The sequence below is a fragment of the Leclercia sp. LSNIH8 genome, from assembly GCF_002920195.1.
Lineage (GTDB): Bacteria > Pseudomonadota > Gammaproteobacteria > Enterobacterales > Enterobacteriaceae > Enterobacter.
Genome location: NZ_PQJY01000002.1, coordinates 643179 through 662758 on the forward strand (window position 1 = coordinate 643179; position 19580 = coordinate 662758).

Sequence of the window (19580 nt, forward strand, 5' to 3'; positions counted from 1 at the left end):
ATGCGATTTTCCAGATTTATCATCGGATTGACCACCACTATTGCGTTCACTGTCCAGGCAGCGAACGTTGACGAGTACATTAATCAGCTGCCCGATGGCGCCAATCTTGCCCTGGTCGTGCAAAAGGTGGGGGCTCAGGCGCCTGAGATTGATTATCACAGCCAGCAGATGGCTCTGCCTGCCAGTACCCAAAAGGTGATCACGGCGCTGGCCGCCCTGCTGCAGCTTGGGCCTGACTTTCATTTTACGACCACGCTTGAAAGCAAAGGCAACGTTGAGAACGGCGTGCTGAAAGGCGATCTTATTGCCCGTTTTGGCGGCGATCCGACATTTAAGCGTCAGGATATCCGCAACATGGTCGCCGTGTTAAAGAAGTCTGGTGTACAGCGCATTGAAGGCAATGTGCTTATCGATACATCCATTTTTGCCAGCCATGATAAAGCCCCCGGCTGGCCGTGGAATGACATGACCCAGTGCTTTAGCGCCCCGCCTGCGGCCGCGATCGTCGATCGCAACTGCTTCTCCATTTCGTTATACAGCGCCCCCAAACCGAACGATTTAGCCTTCATTCGGGTGGCCTCTTACTATCCGGTCAACATGTTCAGCCAGGTGCGTACCCTGGCGAAAGGTTCCCCGGAAGCGCAGTACTGCGAACTGGATGTCGTCCCGGGCGATTTGAACCGCTTTACCCTGACCGGCTGCCTGACGCAGCGGGCCGATCCGCTGCCGCTGGCCTTCGCCATTCAGGATGGCGCAAGCTATGCCGGGGCGATCCTTAAGAATGAACTGAAGCAGGCCAACATCACTTACAGCGGTACCCTGCTGCGTCAGACGCAGAGCAACGAGCCCGGCACCGTGATTGCCAGTAAGCAGTCGGCGCCGCTGCACGATCTGCTGAAGATCATGCTGAAAAAATCGGACAACATGATCGCCGATACCGTATTTCGCATGATTGGGCATGCCCGCTTTGGCGTACCTGGCACCTGGCGTGCCGGTTCAGATGCGGTTCGTCAGATCCTCCGCCAGCAGGCTGGCATCGATCTTGGCAATACCATCGCGGTCGATGGTTCAGGTCTGTCGCGCCATAACCTGATCTCTCCTGCCACCATGATGCAGGTCCTTCAGTACATTGCTCAGCACGACACTGAACTAAACTTTATCTCAATGCTGCCGCTCGCCGGTTATGACGGCTCCCTGCAGTACCGTGCGGGCCTGCATGCCGCGGGCGTCGATGGCAAAGTCTCCGCCAAAACGGGCTCCCTGCAGGGGGTGTATAACCTTGCCGGATTTATCACCACCGCCAGCGGACAGCGGATGGCATTTGTGCAGTATCTTTCTGGCTACGCGGTGGAACCTGCCGACCAACGTAACCGTCGTATCCCGCTGGTGCGCTTTGAAAGCCGGCTTTACAAGGACATTTATCAGAACAACTAGCGATGAAATTACTCATTGTTGAAGACGATCTGCTGTTGCAGGAAGGACTGGCGCTGGCGCTCTCGGCTGAAGGCTACACGCTTGATTGCGCGGGTACCGCCGCCGAAGCTGATGGCCTTATCCAGAGCGGCGAATACAGTCTGGTGATCCTCGATCTTGGCCTGCCGGATAAAGACGGCGCCACCCTGCTAAGCCAGTGGCGCCGACGGGGTATCGATAACCCTGTGCTGATCCTGACCGCCCGCGACGCGCTGGAAGACCGGATAAACGGCCTGGACTCCGGCGCCGATGACTATCTGGTCAAGCCCTTTGCGCTGGCGGAACTCCAGGCGCGCGCCAGAGCGTTGATCCGGCGCTATCAGGGGCACAGCGATAACCTGCTCAGCGATGGCGATCTGACGTTAAATCTGCAAACCCAGCAGGTGTTACAGCAGTCCCAGCCGGTCGAAGTCACCCCTAAAGAGTTCGCCCTGTTAACCCGGCTGATTATGCGCACCGGACAGACCGTCCACCGGGAAACCTTACAGCAGGATATTTACTCCTGGCAGGACGACCCCGGCTCTAACACGCTGGAGGTGCATATCCATAATCTGCGACGCAAGCTGGGCAAAGACCGGATCAAAACGGTACGCGGCGTGGGATATCGCCTTGAGAGTCAAAAATGAACAGCATGCGCCGTCGTCTGATGGTGCTGTTGGCAGTTATTCTGCTTTTCTTTCAACTGATCAGCGTCATCTGGCTCTGGCATGAGAGCCGGGAGCAAATCAGCTTTCTGGTGAGTGAGACGCTGTCGGCAAAATCCCGCAACCAGCATGTCGAGAAAGAGATCCGGGAGGCGATCGCCTCGTTGCTGGTCCCTTCGCTGGTGATGGTCGGGTTTACCCTGCTCTTCTCTTTCTGGGCCGTCAGCTGGATCACCCGTCCGCTGAATCAGCTACGCACCAGCCTTGCGAACCGTTCTGCCGATAATCTTACGCCGCTGCCGATGTACTCCGATATGGAGGAAATAGGCGCCGTCACCACCTCGCTGAATCAGCTGCTCGCCCGGCTGGATCAAACCATTCAGCAGGAGCGCCTGTTCACCGCTGATGCCGCGCATGAGCTGCGTACGCCCCTGGCGGGTATTCGCCTGCATCTGGAGCTGATGGCGCAGTCAGGCTCGCCCCAGGCGACGACGCTGATTGCCCGAATCGATCAACTGATGCATACCGTAGAGCAACTGCTAATGCTGGCCCGGGCGGGGCAAGCTATGGCCAGCGGCCACTATGATACGGTTAACTGGAGCGAAGCCATTATTGCGCCGCTGGCGCTGGAGAATGAGGCGAAAAATCACACCCTGGTCTGGCCGCAGGCGAGCCCACAGAACGTACAGGGCGATGCAATCCTGTTACGGCTGATGTTACGTAATTTGCTGGAAAACGCGGTGCGTTACAGCCCGGCGGGAACCACTATTGAAGTCGCCATGCAGGAGGTCGACGGCGGTACGCAGGTGAGCGTCAGCGATCAGGGGCCTGGCATAGATGAAGCCCATCGCCAGTCGATTACCGAGCCGTTTCGCCGCATCGATCAACGCTATGGCGGTAGCGGGCTGGGGCTGAGCATCGTTCAGCGTATTGTACAGCTGCATCGCGGCAAGCTGACGCTGGAAAATCGCCCCGAAGGCGGCTTGATAGTCACCTGCTGGCTGCCTGAAACACTGAACTAAAAAGCCCCCTTGATAGGGGGCTCATGATGGTTTTAACGCTTATAGATGAATTCGACGCCTTCTTCGTCATCTTCATCCCAGTCGTCATCCCACTCTTCGTCGTCTTCTTCCGCCTGCTCTTCAAGCTGCTGACGGTGGTAGTCATCCCACATGAATTCGACTTTCTCAGGCTGTTTCGCTTCTTCTGCCTGCGTTACCGGGTTCTCGATGATGAAGGTCATCACATCCCAGCACAGCTCTTTCACACCCATCTGGCTTGCGGCGGAGATGAGATAGTACTTGTCTTCCCAGCCCATCGCTTCGGCAATGGCTTTCGCCTTCGCTTCGGCTTCTGCTTTGTCCATCAGGTCGATCTTGTTAAAGACCAGCCAGCGCGGCTTGGCAGCCAGTTTGTCGCTGTATTTTTCCAGCTCGCCGATAATGATACGGGCGTTTTCCACCGGATCGGAACCGTCGATTGGATCGATATCGATGAGGTGCAGCAGAACGCGGCAACGCTCAAGGTGCTTCAGGAAGCGAATACCTAAGCCCGCCCCTTCGGCAGCGCCTTCGATCAGGCCCGGGATATCGGCCACGACGAAGCTCTTCTCGTTGTCCATACGCACTACGCCGAGGCTTGGTACCAGGGTCGTAAACGGATAGTCGGCCACTTTTGGTTTGGCCGCAGAGACAGCACGGATAAAGGTGGATTTACCTGCGTTTGGCATCCCCAGCATACCCACGTCCGCCAGCAGCATCAGTTCCAGCTGCAGATCGCGCTTATCACCCGGCGTACCCATCGTCTTCTGACGCGGCGTACGGTTAACGGAGGATTTGAAACGGGTATTACCCAGACCGTGCCAGCCGCCTTTTGCGACCATCAGGCGCTGACCATGTTTGGTCATATCACCCATGGTTTCGCCCGTGCCCTGATCGATAACACGCGTTCCGACAGGAACTTTAACCGTGACATCTTTCCCGCGTTTACCGGTACAGTCACGGCTCTGGCCATTCTGACCGCGCTCAGCACGGAATGATTTTTCGAAACGGTAGTCGATCAGGGTGTTGAGGTTTTCATCCGCCTCTAACCAGACGTCACCGCCGTCGCCACCGTCGCCGCCATCAGGACCGCCACGGGGAATGTATTTTTCGCGGCGGAAGCTTACGCAACCATTACCGCCATCACCTGCCACGACCAGGATCGTTGCTTCATCAACAAACTTCATTTTACTCTCCGTAAATCATTCGCCTGAGCGGGGGCCGCTTCATTTTTGCGCCAACGTCCCCAAAGACGATGACCAATGGCGGAATACATCGCGCCCGCAACCACGACAAACGCACCGAGATAAGCCAACAGGTTTAACATCGGTTTGACGAAGAAATCGGGCCAGGCCATTGATAATAAATCTGAAAATAACAGTGTAAACAGTGGCGTCAGCGTAATCAGCGCACTTACCTGCGCTGCCTGCCAGCGCGCCATCGCTTCTGCCAGCGCGCCATAACCCACTAATGTGTTCAGACCACAAAAGATCAGACACGCCAGCTGCCAGTCGCTTAACTGGGAGATGACTCCCGGCTTCGCCAGCGGCAACAGGGCAATAGTACATAAAGTGTACAGCAAAAACAGAATCTGCTGTGACGCCAGACGGCGTAATAACACCTTTTGCGCGACGCCATAACTCACCCATACCGCCGCCGCGCCCACCCCGAAAATTACACCCCAGGTGTAATCCGTCAGGCGGGTAAAAATCTCTATCAGACTGGTATTGAAGAACAACACCAGACCGCAAAGCAGCATCAGTGCCCCGATAATCTGCGTGCCGCGCATCTTCTCTTTCAGAATAAAGACGCTGGCAACCATCATGCCTACCGGCGAGAGCTGGCCAATAACCTGCGAGGCCGTAGGACTGAGGTATTGCAGGGAAGAACTGAACAGAATGAAGTTACCGAACAGGCCACCTGTCGCAATCGCCAGCAGTACCAGCCAGCGCGGTTTGCGAAAGATACGCAGCGGAGGAAGCTTACCCTTTATCGCAAGGATAATACCTAATCCAATACCGGCCATCAGGAAGCGGTAGAAGACCACCGTTGGCGGCTCCATCACTTCCAGTACCTGCTTCATTGCAATTGGCAGCGCACCCCAGCACATTGCGGTAGTGAGCGCCAAAAGAATACCAATGCCGGCCTGCTGCTTCATGCCCGTTTTCCCTACCGAAAAAATTACCGGGTTTCCAATGTAAAAAGCCCCGCAACACGTTGCGGGGCTTTAATCCGTTACCGGACCGAGAAAACCTTACTCAGCAACAATGCTGATGTATTTACGGTTGTTCGGGCCTTTAACTTCAAATTTCACTTTACCGTCTGCTTTAGCAAACAGAGTGTGGTCACGACCGCAACCTACGTTGTTACCAGCGTGGAATTTGGTGCCACGCTGACGAACGATGATGCTACCCGCCAGAACGGTTTCGCCACCGAAACGCTTAACGCCGAGGCGTTTAGCTTCTGAATCGCGACCGTTACGTGTGGAGCCGCCAGCCTTTTTATGTGCCATTTAAATCTCTCCTCAGGTCTTAGGCGCTGATGCCAGTAATTTTCACATCAGTGAACCACTGACGGTGGCCCTGCTGCTTACGGTAGTGTTTACGACGACGAAACTTAACGATTTTAACTTTCTCGCCACGACCATGAGCAACAACTTCAGCTTTGATAACGCCGCCATCAACGAAAGGAACGCCGATTTTGACTTCTTCACCGTTTGCGATCATCAGAACTTCAGCGAATTCAATAGATTCGCCAGTTGCGATGTCCAGCTTTTCCAGGCGAACGGTCTGACCTTCGCTTACTCGGTGTTGTTTACCACCACTTTGGAAAACCGCGTACATATAAACTCCGCTTCCGCGCACATCCTCGTGTGATTCAGAGTGCGCTATAAATATTCACAATAGGGCGCGAATATTACGCAAAACGCGAGCCTTTGACAAGTGCTACAGTCAATACATGAAGAAAAAAAACACAACACGTACGGTAACGTTTATCTGCCGCGTTTTTTCAGTACAATCAGCGCTACTATTGATAAACCGAACCCTTCGTTAGCCCATTTGATATGTGGTAAACAGGACTTAAAGCCCGGCTTTTGCGATGAATTTAGAAAAAATCAATGAGTTAACCGCGCAAGATATGGCGGGTGTGAATGCAGCGATCCTGGAGCAGCTCGATTCTGACGTTCAACTAATCAATCAGTTGGGTTATTACATCGTCAGCGGCGGGGGTAAACGCATCCGTCCAATGATCGCTGTGCTGGCCGCCCGAGCGGTCGGCTATCAGGAGAACGCGCACGTAACGATCGCAGCGCTGATCGAATTTATCCATACCGCCACGCTGCTGCATGATGACGTTGTCGATGAGTCCGACATGCGTCGTGGCAAAGCCACCGCCAACGCCGCGTTTGGCAATGCTGCCAGCGTGCTGGTAGGCGATTTTATCTATACGCGCGCCTTCCAGATGATGACCAGCCTGGGATCGCTGAAGATCCTGGAAGTGATGTCCAAAGCGGTGAACGTCATTGCGGAAGGCGAAGTTCTGCAGCTGATGAACGTCAACGACCCGGACATCACTGAAGAGAACTACATGCGGGTGATCTACAGCAAAACCGCTCGTCTGTTCGAAGCCGCTGCGCAGTGCTCCGGTATTCTGGCCGGCTGTACTGACGAGCAGGAGCGTGGGCTGCAGGATTACGGGCGCTACCTTGGCACCGCCTTCCAGCTGATCGACGATCTGCTCGACTACAGCGCCGATGGCGAAACGCTCGGCAAGAACGTCGGTGATGACCTTAATGAAGGCAAACCGACGCTGCCGCTGCTGCATGCTATGCGTCACGGCACCCCTGAACAGGCTAAGCTTATTCGCGAAGCGATTGAGCAAGGAAACGGTCGACATCTTCTGGAACCTGTACTGGAAGCAATGGCAACCTGTGGTTCCCTGGAATGGACGCGCCAGCGTGCTGAGGAAGAAGCGGATAAAGCCATTGCCGCACTTCAGGTCATCCCTGACAGCCCATGGCGAGACGCCCTGATCGGCCTCGCGCATATTGCTGTTCAGCGCGATCGATAACCCCCGATGAACTCTCTTTTATGTGAAAAGAGAGTTCTAGTAAGTTCCAATTTTTATCCATGAAACTGTTAAATAATCCCCTTACAGGCCGCATGATTAAAGCCCTGGTAAAATCCGAATATTGCCTCCTGTAATGCGAACTTTTTAGAACCGATGTTTGAAGAAGGTATAGTAACACTGTCATTTAAGAGGAAATGACGTACACGTACCCGAACAGAGGGATAGCTGAATGGATAAGAAATTTACCGACTGGCACTCGGCCGATATCATCGCCGCGCTGCGCAAAAAGGGAACATCACTTGCTGCAGAATCACGCCGTAATGGCCTAAGTTCATCCACCCTTGCAAATGCGCTAACGCGCCCCTGGCCAAAGGGAGAATTGATCATTGCTACAGCGCTCGGCACCGACCCTTGGGTTATCTGGCCATCACGCTACCACGACCCCATCACTCACGAGTTTGTCGACAGAACGCGCATGATGCGCCATAAGAAACAAGAAAAAGAGCGCCAGGAATGACGCTCTTGTAAACGGGAATAGCAACCCCCCGGTCATTTTGGCAGGGGGCTGCCGGAACGATTACTCGCCTTTTACACGCTCAATATTTGCACCCAGAGCGCGCAGTTTATCTTCAATGCGTTCATAGCCGCGATCGATGTGATAAATACGATCCACCAGCGTCGTCCCTTCCGCAATACAACCTGCCAGTACCAGGCTCGCAGAAGCACGCAGATCGGTTGCCATCACCTGAGCACCAGACAGTTTTTCCACGCCATGACAGATCACGGTGTTACTTTCGATCTCAGCGTGTGCGCCCATACGGATCAGTTCCGGCACATGCATAAAGCGGTTTTCAAAGATCGTTTCAGTGATCACACCGGTGCCTTCCGCTACCAGGTTCAGCAGAGTGAACTGGGCCTGCATATCGGTCGGGAATGCCGGATGCGGGGAGGTACGTACGTTAACGGCTTTCGGACGTTTACCGTGCATATCCAGGCTGATCCAGTCTTCGCCGGTTTCAACATCGGCACCGGCTTCGCGCAGTTTTGCCAGTACCGCGTCCAGCGTATCAGGCTGGGCGTTGCGGCAGACGATCTTACCGCCGGAGATGGCTGCGGCGACCAGGAAGGTCCCGGTTTCGATACGGTCAGGCAGGACGCGATATACGCCGCCACCCAGACGCTCAACGCCTTCAATGGTAATACGGTCGGTGCCCTGACCGGTGATCTTCGCGCCCAGCGTATTCAGGAAGTTCGCGGTATCCACGATCTCCGGCTCGCGCGCGGCGTTCTCGATGATGGTGGTGCCTTCGGCCAGCGTCGCTGCGGACATGATGGTGACGGTAGCGCCAACGCTTACTTTGTCCATCACGATGTGGGCGCCTTTCAGACGGCCATTCACGGACGCCTTCACGTAGCCCTCTTCCAGCTTAATTTCTGCGCCCAGCTTCTCAAGGCCAAAAATGTGCAGGTCCACCGGACGCGCGCCAATGGCGCAACCGCCCGGCAGAGAAACCTGGCCCTGTCCAAAACGGGCCACCAGCGGACCCAGCGCCCAGATGGATGCGCGCATGGTCTTCACCAGATCGTAAGGGGCGGAGAAGTTATTCACGTTGCTGGCATCGATCCATACGGATCCGTTACGCTCAACCTTGGTACCCAACTGGCCGAGCAGTTTCATGGTGGTATCAATGTCTTTCAGCTTTGGTACGTTCTGGATCTCTACCGGCTCTTCCGCAAGCAGTGCGGCGAAGAGGATCGGCAGCGCGGCATTTTTAGCGCCGGAAATTGTGACTTCGCCCTGGAGACGCGTCGGCCCCTGAACACGAAATTTGTCCATGTAATTACTCTCTGTATGAATTCAACCGTGCTGCGGGCAAATCACCCTCAGCTCAAAAACCGTTTAGTTTGCGATCGCGTGCCCACTCTGTAGGGGTAAACGCCTTGATCGACAGGGCATGGATACGATTATCCGCGATATATTCCATCAGCGGCGCATAGACAGCCTGCTGCTTCTTCACGCGGCTCATGCCGTCAAAAATCTCACCCACAGCAATAACCTGAAAGTGGCTGCCGTCGCCGGAGACGTGGACTTCCTGAAGGGCGAGTGCGTTCATCAGCACTGTCTGGATTTCATGATTTTCCATGGGTTCTATATCATCTGGTAGTGAAAACAAGCCCAACATCTTAGAGCAAAGTGGCGCGGTCTTAAATAAGCAAAAAGCCCCGACGATGAAACTGTCAGGGCTTTTGATAGTAACGTACTGAAAAAATTAGCGGGGCAATACGTCTTCCGGCAGATTATAGAGCTGGGCCAGGGTGACGACATTGTCGCTGACGCCCGAAAGCGTCACCGGGATGCCCTGCTGCTTGCCCGTTGAGACCAGATGAACCAGCAACGCCACACCCGCCGTATCCACACGAGAGATACCGCTCAGGTCGATTCGGGAAACTCCCTTCATGGCATCGTCCCGCGCATCCCAGAGAGGATTCAGATAATCCTGATCCAACTCGCCTGAGAGTAATAACGTCTCACCCTCACGGGTCCAGCTCAGCTGCGACATAATTACTTGTTTCCTTCCAGGGTAATTTTCTGACGTGCGATGCTGTTCAGCTGCGCGGTCAGACCATCAATGCCCTTGGTACGCAGCAGATCGCTCCATTCGTTCTGCTTGGTGGTGATCATGCTGACGCCTTCGGCAATCATGTCGTAAGCCTGCCAGTTACCGCTCTGGGTGTTCTTACGCCACTGGAAATCCAGACGCACTGGCGGACGACCGTTCGGATCGACGATGGTCACGCGGATAGGCACGATGGTCGCAGAACCCAGCGGCTGCTCCGGTGCGATCTGATACGTCTGACCGTGGTACATGGCGAGAGCCTGACCGTAGGCCTGCTTCAGATATTCACGGAACGCAGCGAAATAGGCTTCGCGCTGCGCAGGCGTTGCGTCTTTGTAGTAACGGCCCAGCACCAGCGCACCGGCATATTTCACCTGGACATATGGCAGCAGTTCCTGGTCAACCACATCACGCAGATAGTCAGGATTGGAGCGGATCTTTGGCTGCTCATTTTTAAGGCGATCGAAGGTTTTCTTTGCTGCCTCATTCATCTGTTGATAAGGATTGCTCTGATCGGCTGCGTTAGCTGCAGTCAGAGGGGCAATCATCAGCATGGCAACCATTAACAGTCGTTTAATCATGAATTACTTCTCCTGAGATGAATTCGTCGTGCCAACAGGCGGCGTAATGTCACTCTGCGCAGGGGTCTGCGCAGCTTGATTCTCGTCACCCCCTTTACTGTTGCTGTTGTAAAGGAACTGACCAATCATATCTTCCAGCACCATGGCTGACTTCGTATCCTGAATCACGCCACCGTCCTTAAGGATAGACGTTCCCAGTTCGGGATCGTCAAAACCGATGTTCAGCGCCAGGTATTGTTCCCCTAACAGGCCGGATGTACGGATAGAGAGGGAGCTGGTATCCGGGATGTGGTTGTAACGTTCTTCAATATCCAGCGCGACGCGCGGCAGATAGGTTTTCTCATCGAGGGTGATATCGGCCACACGCCCTACCACTACCCCGCCAATACGCACCGGAGAACGGCTCTTCAGGCCACCAATGTTATCGAAGGTGGCATAAATGCGGTATGTCGGCTCGGTGCGGATGGTCGTTACGTCCGCCACTTTAAAGCTTAAAAAGAGTGCTGCCAGCAGCGCCAGCAGGACAAATACGCCAACCCAAATTTCTACTTTTTTCGTTTGCATGAACTCATTTCCCAAACATCAGTGCGGTGAGCACAAAATCCAGAGCCAGTATGGCCAGCGACGAATGAACAACGGTACGTGTGGTTGCCCGGCTGATACCGGCAGACGTCGGGATCGCATCGTAGCCGTTGAACAGCGCAATCCAGGTGATCGTCACAGCAAATACCGCGCTTTTAATCAGGCAGTTAACCAGATCCAGACGCCAGTCAACGGCGCCCTGCATCGCTGACCAGAAGAAACCGGCATCGATCCCTTTCCACTGCACGCCAACCATCGAACCGCCCCAGATGCCGACCGCGACAAAGAGGATAGTTAACAGCGGCAGCGAAATCATACCGGCCCAGAAGCGCGGCGAGATGACCCGACGCAGCGGATCCACGGCCATCATTTCCATACTGGAGAGCTGCTCCGTGGCGCGCATCAGGCCGATTTCAGCGGTCAGCGCCGAACCGGCACGTCCTGCGAATAACAGCGCGGCGACCACCGGTCCCAGCTCACGCAGCAGGGAGAGCGCCACCAGCATTCCGAGGCTGGTTTCTGCGCTGTAGGTAGTGAGAACCAGATACCCCTGCAGCCCCAGCACCATCCCGATAAAGACCCCGGAAACGATGATAATGAGCATCGACAGCACGCCGACATTATACAGCTGGCGCACCAGCAGAGGGGCATGTTTGCGGAATTCCGGTTTCCCGACCAGCGCATTGAATAACATCAACCCGGCACGCCCGAACGTCCTGATGGTTTTTATGCCACGGTGTCCGAGAGCGGCCAACGCATTTAACAGCATGAGTGGCTTAACTCCCTATTCCCAATAGATCTTTATGATAATCACCCGCAGGATAACGGAACGGCACGGGGCCATCTGCAATGCCGTCGAGGAACTGACGGACTCGCGCATCGCTGTTGGTCTGCAATGATTGGGCGCTACCATGCGCCACAATTTTTTTATCCGCCACGATATAGGCGTAGTCGGCAATGCTCAGCACTTCCGGTACGTCATGAGATACCACAATACAGGTTACGCCCAGCGCGCTGTTCAGCTCAGAGATCAGTTTGACCAACACGCCCATGGTGATTGGGTCCTGCCCGACAAACGGCTCATCGAACATGATTAAATCGGGTTCCAGCGCAATCGCGCGCGCCAGCGCCGCACGGCGGGCCATACCGCCAGAGAGTTCGGAAGGCATCAGCTTCGCCGCGCCACGCAGCCCCACAGCCTCGAGCTTCATCATCACGGTGCTTTTCAGCAGCGCCGGGGGCAGCTGCGTATGCTCACGCAGCGGGTAGGCGACATTATCGAAGACATTCATGTCAGTAAATAGCGCCCCGGACTGGAACAACATGCTCATGCGTTTACGCACGGTATAGAGGCGCGAGCGTGACATTGCCGGAATATTTTCGCCATCAAAAAGGATCTCGCCCTGGCTTGGCGGAATTTGCCCTCCAATCAGGCGTAACAGCGTTGTTTTACCAATGCCGGAGGGGCCCATGATGGCGGTAATTTTACCGCGGGGCACGGTGAGAGAGATGTTGTCAAAAATGACCCGGCTGCTGCGCGTGAAGCTGACGCCACGGACATCGACTATATTCGCCTCATTCAGGCTCATGTACATTTCCTTTCTGTTGCCGGTTCAGGATCAGCTTGATGCCTGATTTCGCCGCAAACCCAACATTTTTACAGAATATTACCTCTGCTGGTAAGCGAAAGCTGGCATTTGTTTTACTTTTACAGCGCATAAAGTCAAAATTAGGATTCGTTACATCTACAGACAGTATGCAGCGGCAGAGATTTTTTCTCAGTGGACCGGCGAGTATACCTGAAGAAAGGACTTTTGATGCTTCTTGCAACGGCACTGTTAATAATTGGTTTACTTTTGGTGGTCTACAGTGCCGACCGTCTGGTGTTCTCCGCTTCAATCCTCTGCCGTTTGTTAGGTGTTCCCCCCCTGATTATTGGGATGACGGTGGTCAGCGTGGGCACTTCCCTGCCGGAGATCATCGTCTCTGCGGCCGCCTCAATGCACGATCAGGTTGATCTTGCGGTCGGAACGGCTATTGGCTCCAATATCGTCAATATCTTGCTCATCCTGGGCCTTGCTGCGCTACTGCATCCTTTTCGCGTGCATTCTGATGTTCTGCGGCGTGAATTACCGCTAATGTTAATTGTCAGCCTGCTGGCGGGTTATGTGTTATATGACGGGCAGTTAACCCTCAGCGATGGCATTTTTCTGCTGGCGCTGGCGGTCATCTGGCTGTTTTATATCGTGAAGCTTGCCCGGGCGGCAGAAAAGCAAGGCAGTGACACGTTGACCCGCGAACAGGTGGCAGAGCTGCCGCGTGAGGGGAACTTACCCGTCGCGCTGCTCTGGCTGGGCGTGGCGTTAATCATCATGCCCATGGCGACGCAGATGATTGTAGATAACGCTACGGTTCTGGCCAACTATTTCGCCATGAGCGAGTTAACCATCGGCCTGACGGTGATTGCCATTGGTACCAGTTTGCCTGAGCTCGCAACGGCTATCGCCGGGGCGCGTAAGGGGGAAGACGACATGGCGATTGGCAATATCATCGGCTCGAATATTTTTAATGTTGCTATCGTGCTTGGCCTGCCTGCCCTGATTGCCCCTGGCGCGTTTAATCCGCTCGCGTTCAGCCGCGATTACGGGGTGATGGTCTTAGTCAGCGTAATCTTCGCCCTGCTCTGCTGGCGGCGAAAAAGGCAGATTGGTCAGGGCGCCGGTGCGCTGCTGACGGTGGGATTTGTCGTATGGATGGCGATGCTGTACTGGCTCTCGCCGCTTCTCTCTGGGTAAACGGAAACGCATTATGTCGCAAATAGAATTGCAGCCGGGTTTTGACTTTCAGAAAGCAGGAAAAGAGGTTCTGGAGATTGAACGTGAAGGTCTGGCGCAGTTAGATCAATACATTAATCAGGACTTTAGCCTGGCGTGCGAAAAACTTTTCCACTGTCCTGGCAAAGTCGTGGTGATGGGGATGGGTAAATCTGGCCATATTGGCCGTAAAATGGCAGCGACCTTCGCCAGTACCGGCACGAAAGCGTTTTTCGTCCATCCCGGCGAAGCGGCGCATGGCGATCTGGGTATGGTTTCGTCACAGGATATCGTCATTGCGTTATCCAACTCGGGCGAATCGAATGAGATCCTGGCGCTGATACCGGTCCTGAAACGCCTGCACGTTCCCCTGATCTGTATTACCAGCCGTCCGGAGAGCAGCATGGCGCGCGCCGCAGATATCCACCTGTGCGTTAAAGTGCCAAAAGAAGCCTGTCCCCTGGGGCTGGCGCCGACCTCCAGCACCACTGCCGCGCTGGTTATGGGTGATGCGCTGGCCGTCGCCCTGCTTGAAGCGCGCGGCTTTACCGCCGAAGATTTTGCCCTCTCCCATCCGGGCGGTGCGCTGGGACGTAAACTGCTGCTGCGCGTAAATGATATTATGCATACGGGGGATGAAATTCCGCACGTCAGCAAAGCGGCCTCCCTGCGCGATGCGCTGCTGGAAATTACCCGCAAAAACCTCGGGATGACCGTCATCTGCAACGATCAGATGAAGATTGAGGGTATCTTTACCGACGGGGATCTCCGTCGCGTGTTCGATATGGGTGTGGATGTCCGTAAGCTGGGTATCGCCGATGTGATGACCTCAGGCGGTATTCGGGTGCGTCCCGGCACGCTGGCCGTTGAGGTACTGAACCTGATGCAGTCCCGCCATATCACCTCCGTTATGGTTGCCGATGGCGACCAGTTACTGGGTGTGGTACATATGCATGATCTTTTGCGCGCAGGCGTAGTGTAATGAAGGATAAGACAATGATTAATACGGGTGCATCCCTTGCAACCTGTTATGGCCCGGTAAGCGCGCAGATGATGTCGCAGGCCGAGAAAATTCGCCTGCTGATCCTGGATGTGGATGGCGTGCTGTCAGACGGCCTGATTTACATGGGCAATAATGGTGAAGAGCTGAAAGCCTTCAACGTGCGTGATGGCTACGGGATTCGCTGTGCCCTGACGTCTGGCATAGAAGTTGCCATCATCACCGGACGTAAGGCTAAACTGGTAGAAGATCGGTGCGAAACGCTGGGCATTACCCATCTCTATCAGGGGCAATCCGATAAGATGGTCGCTTTCAGGGACTTACTTGGTAAACTTGCCATCGCCCCGGAAAACGTTGCCTATGTCGGAGACGATCTTATTGACTGGCCAGTGATGGCAGAAGTGGGACTTAGCATCGCCGTGGCCGATGCCCATCCGCTTTTGATCCCACGCGCTGACTATGTCACCCGGATTAACGGTGGCCGTGGCGCAGTACGAGAAGTCTGCGACCTGTTACTGCTGGCGCAAGGTAAGCTTGATGAGGCCAAAGGGCAATCGATATGAGTAAAACCAGACGTTGGGTTATTATTCTGCTAACGCTTGTCGTACTGGTACTGATTGGCGTGAATCTCGCTGACCGGGACGACGAACAAGCGCCGACGGTCAACACCAACGATCCAACGTATAAAAGCGATCACAGCGATACCGTCGTTTACAGCCCGGAAGGGGCGCTGAATTACCGCCTTATCGCTCAGCACGTTGAGTATTTTTCCGAACAGGGCGTCTCATGGTTTACTCAACCGGTGATGACCACGTTTGATACCGATAAAATTCCGACATGGTCGATTAAAGCAGATCGGGCAAAACTGACGAATGACCGTATGCTTTATCTGTATGGCCATGTTGAAGTGAATGCGCTGACCGCAGATGCGCAGTTGCGCAAAATCACGACCGATAACGCACAGATAAACCTTGTGACTCAGGATGTAACATCGCAGGATCTGGTCACGTTATACGGCACAACATTTAATTCCAGCGGTCTGAGAATGCGCGGGAACTTACGCAGCAAGAACGCAGAGCTGATTGAAAAGGTTAGAACCTCTTATGAAATTCAAAACAAACAAACTCAGCCTTAATTGTGTTATAGCCAGCGCCCTGCTGGCCCTTAGCCTGCCTGCGCTTGCTGTGACGGGTGATACCGAGCAGCCGATTCATATCGAATCTGATACGCAATCACTCGATATGCAAGGCAACGTGGTGACCTTTACCGGCAACGTGGTCGTGACTCAGGGCACCATCAAAATTAATGCCGACAAAGTGGTGGTGACGCGTCCTGGCGGTGAGGATGGGAAAGAGATTATCGATGGCTACGGCAACCCGGCCACCTTCTATCAGATGCAGGATAACGGCAAGCCGGTGAAAGGCCACGCCTCCCAGATGCACTACGAACTGGCGAAAGATTTCGTTGTCCTTACCGGTAATGCGTACCTGGAGCAGCTCGACAGCAACATCAAGGGCGACAAGATCACCTACCTGGTCAAAGAGCAGAAAATGCAGGCCTTCAGCGAGAAAGGCAAACGCGTGACCACCGTACTGGTTCCATCGCAGCTGCAGGACAAAAATAGCAATCAGGCCCCGGCACAGAAAAAGAGTAACTAATTCGTTATGGCAACATTAACTGCAAAGAATCTCGCCAAAGCCTATAAGGGCCGCCGCGTCGTGGAAGATGTCAGTTTGACCGTCAACTCCGGCGAGATTGTCGGCCTGTTGGGTCCTAACGGTGCAGGTAAAACCACCACCTTTTATATGGTGGTGGGCATTGTTCCGCGCGACGCGGGTAACATCATTATTGATGAAGAAGATATCAGCCTGCTGCCCCTGCACGCCCGTGCGCGCCGCGGGATCGGTTATCTGCCGCAGGAAGCATCCATTTTCCGTCGCCTGAGCGTTTTCGATAACCTGATGGCGGTGCTGCAGATCCGCGATGATCTGACCGCCGAACAGCGTCAGGATCGCGCCAACGAGCTGATGGAAGAGTTCCATATCGAACACCTGCGCGACAGCATGGGCCAGGCGCTCTCCGGTGGTGAACGTCGCCGTGTGGAAATTGCCCGCGCGCTGGCGGCTAATCCGAAATTTATTCTGCTCGATGAACCGTTTGCGGGCGTTGACCCCATTTCGGTTATCGATATCAAACGTATTATTGAGCATCTGCGCGACAGTGGCCTCGGGGTTCTCATCACCGACCACAACGTACGTGAGACGCTGGCGGTGTGTGAGCGTGCCTATATCGTCAGCCAGGGCCACCTCATCGCCCACGGTACCCCGCAGCAGATCCTCGAAGACGATCATGTTAAGCGCGTGTATCTTGGGGAAGACTTCAGACTCTGATAGGGTAGAAGTTAAGACTCGCGTAAACGGAGAAAAATGCTCTGAACATGAAGCAAGGTTTGCAATTAAGGCTCAGCCAACAGCTGGCAATGACGCCGCAGTTACAACAGGCTATTCGTCTGTTGCAACTGTCGACGCTGGAACTGCAGCAGGAGCTCCAGCAAGCGCTGGAAAGTAACCCCCTGCTCGAGCAAACCGATCTTCACGATGAAGTAGAAACGCAACAAAGCCAGGATAACGAGACCCTCGACACGGTTGATGCCCTTGAGCAAAAAGAGATGCCTGACGAGCTCCCTCTCGATGCCAGCTGGGATGAGATCTACACCGCCGGCACGCCATCCGGTACACGCGCAGACTACCAGGATGACGAGCTACCGGTCTATCAGGGCGAGACCACCCAGTCACTGCAGGATTATCTGATGTGGCAGGTGGAGCTGACACCGTTCTCTGATACCGATCGCGCCATCGCCACCTCCATTGTGGATGCCGTGGATGAGACCGGCTATCTGACCGTGTCGCTGGACGATATTCTGGAGAGCATAGGCGATGACGAGATTGAGCTCGAAGAGGTCGAAGCGGTCCTGAAGCGCGTTCAGCGCTTTGACCCGATTGGCGTCGCCGCGAGAGATCTCCGTGACTGCTTGCTCATTCAGCTTTCGCAGTTTGTTAAAGAGACCCCGTGGCTGGAAGAGGCCCGGCTTATCATCAGCGAACATCTGGATCTGCTTGCCAACCACGATTTCCGCTCATTGATGCGCGTCACGAGGCTGAAAGAGGAGATCCTGAAAGAGGCGGTCAACCTGATTCAGTCTCTGGATCCGCGCCCGGGGCAATCTATCCAGACCAGCGAGCCGGAGTATGTCATTCCCGATGTGCTGGTGCGCAAGCATAACGGCCTGTGGACCGTCGAGCTGAATTCCGACAGCATTCCCCGCCTGCAAATCAATCAGCAATATGCCTCAATGTGCACCAGCTCGCGCAACGACTCGGATAACCAGTTTATCCGCAGTAATCTGCAGGAAGCCCGCTGGCTAATCAAAAGCCTTGAGAGCCGCAATGATACACTGCTTCGCGTCAGCCGCTGCATCGTCGAGCAGCAGCAGGCGTTTTTTGAGCAGGGTGAAGAGTTTATGAAACCGATGGTGCTGGCGGATATCGCCCAGGCCGTCGAGATGCATGAGTCGACCATTTCTCGCGTGACGACGCAGAAGTATCTGCACAGCCCGCGTGGTATTTTTGAGCTTAAGTATTTTTTCTCCAGCCATGTCAACACCGAAGGCGGCGGCGAAGCCTCGTCGACAGCCATCCGGGCGCTGGTGAAAAAATTGATCGCCGCGGAAAACCCCGCGAAACCGCTGAGTGACAGTAAGTTGACCACCATGCTGTCCGAACAAGGTATCATGGTGGCACGCCGCACTGTTGCGAAGTATCGAGAGTCTTTATCCATTCCGCCGTCAAACCAGCGTAAACAACTGGTCTGACACAACCGATAAGGAAGACACTATGCAGCTCAACATCACAGGACACAATGTCGAAATCACTGAATCCCTGCGTGAATTTGTGAATACCAAATTCGCTAAGCTCGAGCAGTATTTCGAGAGGATCAACCAGGTCTATGTTGTGTTAAAAGTGGAAAAAGTGACTCATATCTCGGATGCTACCTTGCACGTCAACGGGGGCGAAATCCATGCCAGTGCGGAAGGGCAGGACATGTACGCGGCTATCGACGGCTTGATTGACAAGCTGGCACGACAGCTAAACAAACATAAAGACAAACTGAAACAACACTAATTGTCCGGGCAGTTAACGGGTGCAGGACGGCCTGTTGTGAAACACAACGGGCCCTTTGTACAGTTAGCGCTTAGGTGAAATTATGATGAATAACGATTCCACTCTACAACTGAGCAGTGTCCTTAATCAGGAATGTACCCGCAGTGCCGTTCACTGCCAGAGCAAAAAACGTGCGCTGGAGATCATCAGTGAACTGGCCGCAAAACAGCTGAGCCTGGCGCCACAAGTGGTCTTTGAAGCGATCCTCACCCGCGAAAAAATGGGCAGTACCGGCATCGGTAACGGCATCGCCATTCCACATGGCAAACTGGAAGAGGATACTCTGCGCGCTGTAGGGGTGTTTGTTCAACTGGAAACACCTATCGCCTTCGATGCCATTGATAACCAGCCGGTCGATCTGCTGTTTGCCCTGCTGGTGCCAGCCGATCAGACCAAAACGCATCTGCATACGCTCTCGCTGGTGGCTAAACGTCTGGCGGATAAAACCATCTGTCGTCGTTTACGCGCGGCGCAGAGCGACGAAGAGCTTTATCAAATTATTACAGAAACGGAAGGCAATCAGGATGAGGCGTAATCG

At 54.4% G+C, this 19580-nt stretch carries 25 protein-coding genes; 14 read left to right on the plus strand and 11 right to left on the minus strand.

Annotated features, from left to right (window positions below; all coding sequences use genetic code 11):
* Genes dacB through pmrB form a run of 3 tightly spaced genes read left to right on the plus strand, consistent with a single transcriptional unit; the run spans position 1 to position 3139 of the window.
* A complete protein-coding gene (dacB, locus tag C3406_RS08040) occupies positions 1-1434 on the plus strand; it encodes a serine-type D-Ala-D-Ala carboxypeptidase (RefSeq protein ID WP_103826478.1) in 1434 nt (477 codons plus the stop codon).
* Between the two features lie 2 nt (positions 1435-1436).
* Positions 1437-2099, plus strand: a complete 663-nt coding sequence (gene pmrA, locus C3406_RS08045) for a two-component system response regulator PmrA (protein WP_103177176.1) — start codon at positions 1437-1439, stop codon at positions 2097-2099.
* Positions 2096-3139 (plus strand): two-component system sensor histidine kinase PmrB, encoded by a 1044-nt coding sequence (gene pmrB, locus C3406_RS08050; protein ID WP_103824926.1) that lies wholly within the window; start codon positions 2096-2098, stop codon positions 3137-3139. The genes pmrA and pmrB overlap by 4 nt, the downstream gene beginning before the upstream one ends.
* A gap of 32 nt (positions 3140-3171) precedes the next feature.
* Here pmrB and cgtA read toward each other — a convergent pair whose 3' ends face one another.
* The 4 genes from cgtA to rplU form a co-directional block, all read right to left on the minus strand.
* Positions 3172-4344, minus strand: coding sequence for an Obg family GTPase CgtA (cgtA, locus tag C3406_RS08055; protein WP_103824927.1), 1173 nt, complete (start codon positions 4342-4344; stop codon positions 3172-3174).
* Entirely contained in the window at positions 4341-5315 is a 975-nt protein-coding gene (locus C3406_RS08060; protein ID WP_103824928.1) for a DMT family transporter, read from the minus strand. Before C3406_RS08060 ends, cgtA begins: the two co-directional genes overlap by 4 nt.
* Positions 5316-5411: 96 nt before the next feature.
* The gene (gene rpmA, locus C3406_RS08065; protein WP_007673187.1) at positions 5412-5669 is read right to left on the minus strand and encodes a 50S ribosomal protein L27; all 258 of its coding nucleotides are present in this window, start codon (positions 5667-5669) and stop codon (positions 5412-5414) included.
* A 19-nt stretch (positions 5670-5688) separates the two neighbouring features.
* A complete protein-coding gene (gene rplU / locus C3406_RS08070) occupies positions 5689-6000 on the minus strand; it encodes a 50S ribosomal protein L21 (RefSeq protein ID WP_042325074.1) in 312 nt (103 codons plus the stop codon).
* Positions 6001-6256: 256 nt separating this feature from the next.
* On the opposite strand from rplU, the gene ispB reads away from it, so the two are divergent.
* Positions 6257-7228, plus strand: coding sequence for an octaprenyl diphosphate synthase (ispB, locus tag C3406_RS08075; protein WP_103824929.1), 972 nt, complete (start codon positions 6257-6259; stop codon positions 7226-7228).
* A 229-nt stretch (positions 7229-7457) separates the two neighbouring features.
* Entirely contained in the window at positions 7458-7745 is a 288-nt protein-coding gene (gene sfsB, locus C3406_RS08080) for a DNA-binding transcriptional regulator SfsB (RefSeq protein WP_103824930.1), read from the plus strand.
* Positions 7746-7805: 60 nt separating this feature from the next.
* On the opposite strand, the gene murA is transcribed toward sfsB, so the two are convergent.
* The 7 genes from murA to mlaF all read right to left on the minus strand — a co-directional run bounded on the left by murA (position 7806) and on the right by mlaF (position 12598).
* Positions 7806-9065 (minus strand): UDP-N-acetylglucosamine 1-carboxyvinyltransferase, encoded by a 1260-nt coding sequence (murA, locus tag C3406_RS08085; protein WP_103824931.1) that lies wholly within the window; start codon positions 9063-9065, stop codon positions 7806-7808.
* A gap of 52 nt (positions 9066-9117) precedes the next feature.
* On the minus strand, positions 9118-9372 hold the full coding sequence (gene ibaG / locus C3406_RS08090; RefSeq protein WP_103177182.1) for a BolA family iron metabolism protein IbaG: 255 nt from the start codon (positions 9370-9372) through the stop codon (positions 9118-9120).
* Positions 9373-9498: 126 nt separating this feature from the next.
* A complete protein-coding gene (mlaB, locus tag C3406_RS08095) occupies positions 9499-9792 on the minus strand; it encodes a lipid asymmetry maintenance protein MlaB (RefSeq protein WP_103177183.1) in 294 nt (97 codons plus the stop codon).
* Positions 9792-10427: a phospholipid-binding protein MlaC gene (mlaC, locus tag C3406_RS08100; protein ID WP_103177184.1), complete on the minus strand. Its 636-nt coding sequence runs from the start codon at positions 10425-10427 to the stop codon at positions 9792-9794. Before mlaC ends, mlaB begins: the two co-directional genes overlap by 1 nt.
* Positions 10428-10430: 3 nt before the next feature.
* Positions 10431-10991, minus strand: a complete 561-nt coding sequence (mlaD, locus tag C3406_RS08105; protein ID WP_103824983.1) for an outer membrane lipid asymmetry maintenance protein MlaD — start codon at positions 10989-10991, stop codon at positions 10431-10433.
* A gap of 4 nt (positions 10992-10995) precedes the next feature.
* Positions 10996-11778: a lipid asymmetry maintenance ABC transporter permease subunit MlaE gene (mlaE, locus tag C3406_RS08110; protein WP_103824932.1), complete on the minus strand. Its 783-nt coding sequence runs from the start codon at positions 11776-11778 to the stop codon at positions 10996-10998.
* A 7-nt stretch (positions 11779-11785) separates the two neighbouring features.
* The gene (mlaF, locus tag C3406_RS08115) at positions 11786-12598 is read right to left on the minus strand and encodes a phospholipid ABC transporter ATP-binding protein MlaF (RefSeq protein ID WP_103824933.1); all 813 of its coding nucleotides are present in this window, start codon (positions 12596-12598) and stop codon (positions 11786-11788) included.
* 228 nt (positions 12599-12826) lie between these two features.
* On the opposite strand from mlaF, the gene C3406_RS08120 reads away from it, so the two are divergent.
* The 9 genes from C3406_RS08120 (at position 12827) to ptsN (ending at position 19577) form a co-directional block, all read left to right on the plus strand.
* On the plus strand, positions 12827-13804 hold the full coding sequence (locus C3406_RS08120; protein ID WP_103824934.1) for a calcium/sodium antiporter: 978 nt from the start codon (positions 12827-12829) through the stop codon (positions 13802-13804).
* Positions 13805-13817: 13 nt separating this feature from the next.
* On the plus strand, positions 13818-14804 hold the full coding sequence (gene kdsD / locus C3406_RS08125; protein ID WP_103824935.1) for an arabinose-5-phosphate isomerase KdsD: 987 nt from the start codon (positions 13818-13820) through the stop codon (positions 14802-14804).
* Positions 14805-14818: 14 nt separating this feature from the next.
* Complete coding sequence (gene kdsC / locus C3406_RS08130; RefSeq protein ID WP_103824984.1) at positions 14819-15385, plus strand: 3-deoxy-manno-octulosonate-8-phosphatase KdsC; 567 nt, start codon at positions 14819-14821, stop codon at positions 15383-15385.
* Complete coding sequence (lptC, locus tag C3406_RS08135) at positions 15382-15957, plus strand: LPS export ABC transporter periplasmic protein LptC (RefSeq protein WP_103824936.1); 576 nt, start codon at positions 15382-15384, stop codon at positions 15955-15957. The genes kdsC and lptC overlap by 4 nt, the downstream gene beginning before the upstream one ends.
* Positions 15926-16480: a lipopolysaccharide ABC transporter substrate-binding protein LptA gene (gene lptA / locus C3406_RS08140; protein WP_103177190.1), complete on the plus strand. Its 555-nt coding sequence runs from the start codon at positions 15926-15928 to the stop codon at positions 16478-16480. The genes lptC and lptA overlap by 32 nt, the downstream gene beginning before the upstream one ends.
* A 6-nt stretch (positions 16481-16486) precedes the next feature.
* Complete coding sequence (gene lptB / locus C3406_RS08145; RefSeq protein ID WP_103177191.1) at positions 16487-17212, plus strand: LPS export ABC transporter ATP-binding protein; 726 nt, start codon at positions 16487-16489, stop codon at positions 17210-17212.
* A 47-nt stretch (positions 17213-17259) separates the two neighbouring features.
* Entirely contained in the window at positions 17260-18693 is a 1434-nt protein-coding gene (rpoN, locus tag C3406_RS08150; protein WP_103177192.1) for an RNA polymerase factor sigma-54, read from the plus strand.
* 22 nt (positions 18694-18715) lie between these two features.
* The gene (hpf, locus tag C3406_RS08155; protein WP_103177193.1) at positions 18716-19003 is read left to right on the plus strand and encodes a ribosome hibernation promoting factor; all 288 of its coding nucleotides are present in this window, start codon (positions 18716-18718) and stop codon (positions 19001-19003) included.
* Positions 19004-19085: 82 nt separating this feature from the next.
* A complete protein-coding gene (ptsN, locus tag C3406_RS08160) occupies positions 19086-19577 on the plus strand; it encodes a PTS IIA-like nitrogen regulatory protein PtsN (RefSeq protein WP_103177194.1) in 492 nt (163 codons plus the stop codon).
* Positions 19578-19580: the final 3 nt, after the last annotated feature.